This is a genomic window from Streptomyces cinereospinus (assembly GCF_042430725.1).
GTDB classification, from domain to species: Bacteria; Actinomycetota; Actinomycetes; order Streptomycetales; family Streptomycetaceae; genus Streptomyces; species Streptomyces cinereospinus.
In genome coordinates this window covers 1-7423 of the sequence record NZ_JBHMCY010000032.1, presented here as the reverse complement: position 1 = coordinate 7423, position 7423 = coordinate 1, and the positions used below count along the sequence as shown (strand labels likewise).

The 7423-nt window shown below is 75.8% G+C and carries 7 protein-coding genes and 1 pseudogene; all 8 read right to left on the bottom strand.

Features of this window, described 5'->3' with window-relative positions; genetic code table 11:
* Positions 1-800: 800 nt before the first annotated feature.
* On the bottom strand, positions 801-1364 hold the full coding sequence (locus ACFF45_RS18085) for a phage tail protein (RefSeq protein ID WP_381347162.1): 564 nt from the start codon (positions 1362-1364) through the stop codon (positions 801-803).
* Entirely contained in the window at positions 1361-3334 is a 1974-nt protein-coding gene (locus ACFF45_RS18080; RefSeq protein ID WP_381347160.1) for a putative baseplate assembly protein, read from the bottom strand. Before ACFF45_RS18080 ends, ACFF45_RS18085 begins: the two co-directional genes overlap by 4 nt.
* Complete coding sequence (locus tag ACFF45_RS18075; protein WP_381347158.1) at positions 3334-3756, bottom strand: gp25 family contractile injection system sheath assembly initiator; 423 nt, start codon at positions 3754-3756, stop codon at positions 3334-3336. The genes ACFF45_RS18080 and ACFF45_RS18075 overlap by 1 nt, the downstream gene beginning before the upstream one ends.
* Positions 3756-4073 (bottom strand): PAAR domain-containing protein, encoded by a 318-nt coding sequence (locus ACFF45_RS18070; RefSeq protein ID WP_381347156.1) that lies wholly within the window; start codon positions 4071-4073, stop codon positions 3756-3758. Before ACFF45_RS18070 ends, ACFF45_RS18075 begins: the two co-directional genes overlap by 1 nt.
* Before the next feature lie 44 nt (positions 4074-4117).
* The gene (locus tag ACFF45_RS18065) at positions 4118-5941 is read right to left on the bottom strand and encodes a VgrG-related protein (RefSeq protein WP_381347154.1); all 1824 of its coding nucleotides are present in this window, start codon (positions 5939-5941) and stop codon (positions 4118-4120) included.
* Entirely contained in the window at positions 5938-6660 is a 723-nt protein-coding gene (locus tag ACFF45_RS18060) for a CIS tube protein (RefSeq protein WP_381347153.1), read from the bottom strand. Before ACFF45_RS18060 ends, ACFF45_RS18065 begins: the two co-directional genes overlap by 4 nt.
* A gap of 73 nt (positions 6661-6733) precedes the next feature.
* Positions 6734-7159 carry a phage tail protein gene (locus ACFF45_RS18055; RefSeq protein ID WP_381347151.1) on the bottom strand — a complete coding sequence of 142 codons (426 nt, stop codon included), beginning with the start codon at positions 7157-7159 and terminating at the stop codon, positions 6734-6736.
* A 29-nt stretch (positions 7160-7188) separates the two neighbouring features.
* Positions 7189-7423, bottom strand: a pseudogene (locus ACFF45_RS18050) (hypothetical protein); the annotation flags it as partial.

Below are 7423 nucleotides of genomic sequence, written 5' to 3'. Positions count from 1 at the left end.
GAGGAGCGGACCGCGGGCGTACATCGTCGGGGGCGGACCGGGGCGCGGGGGCCGGAGGAGCGGACCGCGGGGGTACGTCGTCGGACCCGGCTCCCGGCGACGCGGGCGCCGGAGGAGCGGACCGCGGGCGTACATCGTCGGGGGCGGACCGGGGCGCGGGGGCCGGGCTGGTGATCCTTTCCGGGCCGGGGGCGGTGCGCGGGGGTGCCTCGGCGGCGGATCCCCGGCCCGCCACCCGCCCGTCACCGGAACCACCGCTCGGGCGATCCCCGGCAGCGGAACCCCGGCCCGCCACCTGCCCGTCACCGTCGCGGCCACGTCCCGTCAGCCGGGCGCGCAGCGACGAGGTGCGGCCGCTCCGCCCGGCGGGACCGGGCTCGTCCGCCGACGGCGCCGGGACGGCGTCCGGACCCGCCGGGAGCCCGGACGCCCGGTCCGAAGCGGACGGCGTGCCCGAGGCCGGACGCCCACCGGACTCCGGACCCCGGCCCGAAGCCGAACGCCCGTCAGACCCCGGCTCCAGAGCCGAAGCCGAACGCCCGTCAGACCCCGGCTCACGATCCGAAGCCGAACGCCCACCGGACTCCGGACCCCGGCCCGGGGCCGGACGCCCGTCAGACCCCGGCTCCAGACCCGAAGCCGGACGCCCGTCAGACCCCGGCTCACGATCCGGGGACGGACGCCCGTCGGGGGGCGCGGGCTGTGGGGGGTCCGACCAGCCGAGGTACGTCCCGCAGTTGCCGCAGAAGTCGTCCGCGGGGCCGTTGGACGCCCCGCACGCGGGGCACGCGCGCATGGCGTCACCTCCCTTCGTCGGCGGGTGGGCCGGGCAGGACCTCCACCCGGCAGAGGGTGTGCACCGGGCACATGGCCCGGACCAGCTCGCGGACCCGGTCCGGATCCACCTCTCGCGCCTCGCCCGGCCACACCCGGACCAGGGTCTCGGCGGGCGGCGCCGGCGGCAGATCGGCCCCGGCGGTGTCCGACCACACCGCGCCGCCGTCCCCGGACACCTCGGCGTGGACGCCGAGCGCCAGCCGCAGGGCCTCGACCAGGCCGCGCCGGGTACCGCGCCACCGGTGCAGCTCCACCGCGCGGACCACCGCCTCGCGGCGCCGTTCCACGGGCCACTGGGCGTCGTCCGCGGCCCCCACCCAGGACGCCAGCCAGGTCAGGAAGTCGGCCGGGGCCACCCGCGGGTCGAGGTAGGCGGGCAGGTTGTCGAGGGTGGCGAACACCGGCGCGAGGACGGTGTCGAGCCCGGCGGTGAAGCGTTGCGCGAAGTCGTCGTCGGCGTACAGGGCGGGCAGCTGCCCGCCGATGGGGTGGCGGCTCGGCAGCCCGGGCACGGCGGCGCGGCTCATCCCCGCCCCCCTGCCCGCGTCTGCGGGTCCACCGCCGTGACGGCGACCTGGTGCTGGTGCGAGAAGACCAGCGCGCCGGCGGCCAGGTCGATGCGGTCCGTCGGGGCGCCGCGGCGGCCGGTGATCGGGTCGGCGGGGAACAGGCGGACCTCCTCGACCAGCGCGTCGCCGGTGGCGCGCTGGAGCACGCCGAACACCTCCCCGTACTGCACCGGCCGCCCGAACGGCCACCCGGTGCCGTCCGGTCCGCCGTGCAGCGGGTTGAGGTGCCGGAACAGCGCGGCGAGCGCCGCCTGACGCACCCGTTCCGCCTCGCCCGGCGCCGCCGACAGCCGGGCCACCACGGTGACGCCCTGGTAGACCGGCGGCTCCACGACGAGGCGGGTGCCGATCAGACGCCGTTCGTCCAGGCTCTCGGTGATCGCCCGGAGCACCTGGTCGGAGGGGATCAGCTGCTCGAAGCGGAGCCGGTCGTCGCCCTCGTCGGCGACCGCGTCCGGCACCACCAGCACCCGTACCGCGCCCGCGCCCTCCGCGGCGGGCAGACAGCGGACCCGGCGGACCGAGGGCGCCGCCCGGCGGCTGAGGATCTCGTAGTCCTCGGCGGTGACCGCGCGCTCCTGCATCCGCAGCGCCTCGGGGGCCCGCAGCTTGGCGTTGGCGACGGTCTCCCCGGCGACACCGCCGCGCGCCGCCTCCCGGTTGCCGACCCGGGCGACGTACGGCACCGAGCTGAGCAGGACGGAGATCGCGCCGCGGGCGACGTTGCCGGCCGGGCCGCCGCCGGTGCGGTGGCGGGCCACCCGGACGTGGGCGCCCTTGGGCGGCACGGCGCCGCACTGCCGCAGCGTGCCGTCCGGCTCGCGCAGCGCCGGCGGGAAGGTGAACTCGCCGGTGGTGGCGTCGACGCGGACGTGCCGGTCGGCGGGCCCGGAGCGGCCGAAGTGCTCGACCACCTCCCAGCGCTGCCAGCCCTCGGGCGAGGACACCTCCACCACGGGCGGCTCGCCGTCGAGCAGGACCGGCGGGCGGTCCAGCCGGAACGTCTGCCCGGCGACCCCCTCCGAGGTGCCCAGCGGTACGTCGGTCACCGTCTCGGCGTGCTCGACGGACATGGTGCCGCCCACGGTGAACACCGCCGCCTCGCGCACCGTCGGGGACTCCGAGTAGAACGGCTGGCCCGGCTCCGCCTCGGTGACCCGGCAGCGCAGCCAGCCGGCCCGGTTCCCGCCGATCACCGACGCGGTGTGCCCGGCCGGCACGTACACGATGACCTCGCCGGGCCGGTTCAGGCCGCCGGTGGTGTCGGTGCCGGTCTCGCACACCCGCCAGCCGCCGCCGTCCCACGCCTCCCACACGAGCGGGGGCTGGCGCGGGTCCACGCCGACGCCCTCCACCCGGCTGTCCAGGCGGACCGCCACGACACAGCGCGGCACCGCCGTCGGCAGGCCGAACAGCAGCGCGTCGCCCGGTTCCGGTGCCGCCTGGAAGCAGCGGACGTCCCGGCCCTCGGCGAGCATGCCGGTCCGGTCGGTCTGCTCACCGGACCGCGGCGCGGTCACCAGCCGATGCAACTCGCTGGGCAGCACGCGCAGTTCGTCGGTGGTGGTGAACACCACGGCGTCCTCGCCCTCACCGCCCGCGGTCGTCACCTCGGTGCCGGCGGGCAGCGTCACCGTGTCCGGCTGCGGCGCCGACAGCCAGAAGTCGACCTCGGCCGTGGCCGCGGCCGGCGGGAACAGGCGGATGCCCAGCAGGTCGAGGAAGGCGGTGTAGTTCTTGTCCGGCACCCGGTTCAGCCGGTACAGCAGCTGGTCCACCAGGTAGGCGAACGTCTCGATCAGGGTGACCCCCGGGTCGGAGACGTTGTGGTCGGTCCACTCCGGGGCGCGCTGCTGCACGTACCGCTTCGCCTCGTCGACGAGCTGCTGGAAGCGCCGGTCGTCCAGGTTGGGGGAGGGCAGGGCCATCAGTCCGCGTCCCCTTCCCCGGCCCCCGGCTCGGAGGGGATCGTGTAGAAGGGGAAGACCAGGTTGCGCCGGTCGTTGGTGGACCGCACGGTGTAGTGCACGTCGATGTAGAGCGTGCCGGCCTCGACGGCGTCGAAGGCGACCACCACGTCGTCCACCGCGATGCGCGGCTCCCACCGCTCCAGGGCCTCGCGCACCTGCTGGGCGACGCGTCCGGCGGTGGCACCGTCGCCGGGGGCGAAGACGTAGTCGTGGATGCCGCAGCCGAACTCGGGGCGCATGGGGCGCTCGCCGGGCGCGGTGCCCAGCACCAGGCGGATCGCCTCCTCGATCTCCCGTTCCTTCTCCACCATGCCGATCCCGCCGGTCGGCCCGACCCGCAGCGGGAACGCCCAGCCGCGGCCGATGAAGCGCTCGCCCATCACACACCGCCGATCAGGACGTTCGCGGCGCCCGTCAGGACCATCGCGCCGCACGCCGTGCGGTCGCGCCGGCGGGCGGCCGGCAGCCCGCCGATCAGGACCTGTCCGGCCAGGGCCCCGGCCGGGTCGGGCACGATCACGTTGGCCGGTCCCAGAGCCGCGTGCGGGGGGACCGGGCAGACGGCGAGGCTGCCCACGACGGCGGCGGGGCGGCCGCCGATCAGCACGGTCGCCACCGCCCGCGCGGCGGCGGGCGGCGGGGTGGTGAGGCGACCGCCGTGGTCGGTGGGGTCGCCGGTACGGGCTGCGGCCGGCATGCGGCGCTCCTTCTGCGAGATCTGCGATACGTCGGGGAGGGGGGTCAGTTGATGCGGATGAGCCTGGCCTTGAGCACGCCCAGCAGGCCGCCGTCGACGGTGACGTCCGAACTGCCGGTCACGCTCACCGAACGGCCGCCGATCTTCACCCCGACCCTGCCGTTGATGTCCACGTTCCGGCCCGACACGCTCACATTGCCCCGTCCCGCGTCCAGGGTGATGCCGTTCCGGTCGAGCAGCACGGAGGTGAGGGGCCGGCGGCCCCTGGCGTACACGGTCAGCTCGATCCGGTCCTGCCGGTCGTCGAGGAACACCTCCAGGCGCTCGTCGCCGGTCAGCAGCCGCAGACCGGACCGGCCGGGGGCCCGCGCGTCCAGAAGCTCCACCCGGTGGCCCGAACGCGAGGCGATCGTGCGGCGGTTGACCTTGCCGGTGGTCGGGTCGACCAGCGGGACGTCGTGCGGCGTGGGCCCGTCCACGCCGTTGTAGAGCCCGCCGATGACGTACGGGCTGTCCAGCAGGCCCTGTTCGAACCCGACCAGGACCTCGTCGTTGACCTCGGGGCTCACCACGCCCCCGCCGCCCCGGCCGCCCCACTGCACGGTGCGCACCCAGTCGGTGACGTACGTGTCGTCCAGCCACGGGAACCTCAGCTTCACGGCGCCGCTCTCGGCGCCGCCGGGTTCGCGGACGTCCGTCACCACGCCGATCGCCAGACCCGGCATGCGCGGGCCGCGGCTCGGCGCGTTGGCGCCGGTGACCAGGCCGGTCAGGGAGCGGTCCGGGCTGGCGCTGACCCACACCGTCGTGCGGTACCCGCCGTGCGGTTCGAGCACGTGCTGCACCGCCGTCGCGGTGTACTTGCCGGAGAACGCCTGCCCGACGTTGCCGAGCGCCACGGGCTTGCCGGCCCGCAGCAGCGGGTTGCCCTCGGCCACCGCCTCCAGTTCCCCGAAGCCGGCGCTGACCTGGGCGGCCGTGGCGTCCGCGACCGCCGTCGTCTCGGCCTGGGTGCGGTACGGGGTGTCGGTGACGGTCAGCTTGGCGGACCTGCCGAACCGGGCGGCGAACTCCGGGCTCAGGCCCGGCACCACGGTGTCGCTGGTCACCGACGGCTGCCGGGCCACCAGCGGCCGCTTCGTGGTGACGTCCCAGCCGCGCACCTCCACCTGCTGCGCGCCGTCCGCCGCGGACAGCGAGGCCCGCAGCGCCAGCAGGTTCCGCCCGTACTCCAGCACCATCGGGTCGCGGGTGGCCGAGGTCGACGGCGCGGGCGCGCCGGACGCCTTCTGCGGCCTGGTGAACTGGAGGAGCCCCCGCTCGTCGACCCGCACCTGCGCGCCGCTCTCCCCCGCCAGGTACTGGAGGAACTCCCAGTCGGACACGTTCGCCTGGGAGAGCTGCCGGTACGTGACCGGCGCGGCCTGCACGGTCCCGCAGGCCAGCCCGGCCCCGGCGGCCACCTTGCGGACGATCGCCGCCGCCGTCATGTTCCGGTACGCCACCACCTTGCGGCCCCGCTGGAGCCGGTGCGCCTTGGAGTAGGCGCGCACCACCGTGAAGGAGCCGGTGCGGTCCCGGTCCACCTCCAGGGCCGTCACCTCACCGGTGAACAGCCGCTCGCGCGACTGTCCGCCGACGGTCACCACCGACACCCGCAGCGGGGTGCCGATGGTGATGCCGGTCGCCCGCAGGAACTCGTGGTCGGGGTCGCGGAAGGTGAGCACCGCCGCGTCGGGCAGGCCCACGTTCTCGTCCACCACGCAGCTCACCAGCTGGGCGGCCCAGACCGGTGGGAGTTCGCCCGGTGTCTCCACGACGGGGTCCGCCGCGAACGACCGGCCGCCCCGCTCCGCCGCTGTGGTCACCGCTCCTCCTCACCGCCCGCGTCCCGCAGCCCCGGCACCACCAGTTCGGTGCCGGGCACGAGCGCCATGGGGTCGTCGATGTCGTTGGCCTCCGCGATGACCCGCCAGGCCGTCGCGTCGCCGTACTCCCGCCAGGCCAGCAGGGCCAGGCTGTCGCCCGCCACGACGGTGTGCGTGCTGCGGGCGGTGCGCGCGCCGGACGTCGGGTTCTGCCCGGGCGGGTCGACGCTCGCCTCCTCGATCGACAGCGCGCAGGTGGCCCGCAGCGGCTTGCCGTCCACGTCGAAGAGCGTGTAGGTCACCGACAGGCTGGACAGCACGCCGTCGAACGACGTCGTCCGCGCGGTGCCCCACTCGAACCGCACCCAGGGGCTGGCCGGCTTCTTGCGGCCGAGGCTCGCCGGGGTCGGCACGCACGCCTTCATCAGCTTCTCCACCGCCTGCTCCACGGAGTTGTCGTGGGTGGCGGTGGCGTCCAGGAACACCTCCAGGCTCAGCGTGCGCGGGCCGCTGCCGACGAACTCGGGCAGCGCCGACTGCCCGGCCATCCGGGACGGGGAGCGCCGCCACTCGGTGGTCTTCTGCAATTGCAGGGTGGCCGGGTTGAACTGGAGGTCGAGCCGCGCGATCGTGCCGCCGGGCCTGGCGCCGACCGAGGCGGGGGGCTCCTTCAGGGTCAGCTGGGCCCGGGCCCTGCTGGCGCGGACCGCTGGGGACATGCGGGGGCTTCCTTTCCGGGACGGGCGGGCGGGGCGCTGGGCGCGCGGGGTGCGCGGTCTCTTCGGGAGCGGGTCAGGAGGGGCGCAGCCCCTCGTGGGCGATCTCCAGCGTCTCCACCGCGGCCTGCGAGCTGGACGGGTCGAAGGACGGGCCCTGCCAGCGCACCGGGACGATGCCGAACACCTGCCAGCTGATGATCCGCGTCAGGTCCGGTTTCAGCGCCACGATCTCGCCGTCCTTGGGCTCCACCCGCCGCAGCGTCTCGTCCAGCCAGCGGCCGATCTTCGCCGTGTCGGCGGTGACCGGGCGGGTGAGCGTGATGTTCGACCAGGTCACGCGGCCGGGCAGGTGCCAGGTGAAGCCGTTGTTGCCGCCCTCGGCGTAGTTCTCCATCTCCACCTCGGCGCCCATGCCGGAGCAGGTGTGGAAGGCGCCCAGGTCGTTCCCGCCGATCGCGAGCCGGAAGAACACGCTCGTCGCGAAGATGCTGTCCGTCATTCGTCCGTCATCCGTTCCGTGCCGTGCCCTCAGCGGCGTCCGTCGTAGGGGCGGCCTGTGCGGTCCCGGCCGCGCCGCAGCTCGGTGCGGAGCAGCCGGGCCATCGGGTCGAGCAGGCGGCGCGCCAGGTCGTCCAGGTCGAGTCCGGGGTCCTGCGGGGTGCCGGCGCGCTGGGCGCCGGCCCGGCCCGGCGCGGCCGGGGCGGAGGTCTGCGGCCGGCCGCGCGCGGGCACCGCCGTGGCCGGTACGCCGGCGGGCGGGGCG

Excerpts from the sequence above, each read along its gene's own strand:
- ACFF45_RS18070 (WP_381347156.1), bottom strand. The coding sequence starts at position 4,073 with ATGCCGGCCGCAGCCCGTACCGGCGACCCCACCGACCACGGCGGTCGC.
- ACFF45_RS18055 (WP_381347151.1), bottom strand. The coding sequence starts at position 7,159 with ATGACGGACAGCATCTTCGCGACGAGCGTGTTCTTCCGGCTCGCGATC.
- ACFF45_RS18085 (WP_381347162.1), bottom strand. The coding sequence starts at position 1,364 with ATGAGCCGCGCCGCCGTGCCCGGGCTGCCGAGCCGCCACCCCATCGGC.
- ACFF45_RS18060 (WP_381347153.1), bottom strand. The coding sequence starts at position 6,660 with ATGTCCCCAGCGGTCCGCGCCAGCAGGGCCCGGGCCCAGCTGACCCTG.
- ACFF45_RS18075 (WP_381347158.1), bottom strand. The coding sequence starts at position 3,756 with ATGGGCGAGCGCTTCATCGGCCGCGGCTGGGCGTTCCCGCTGCGGGTC.
- ACFF45_RS18080 (WP_381347160.1), bottom strand. The coding sequence starts at position 3,334 with ATGGCCCTGCCCTCCCCCAACCTGGACGACCGGCGCTTCCAGCAGCTC.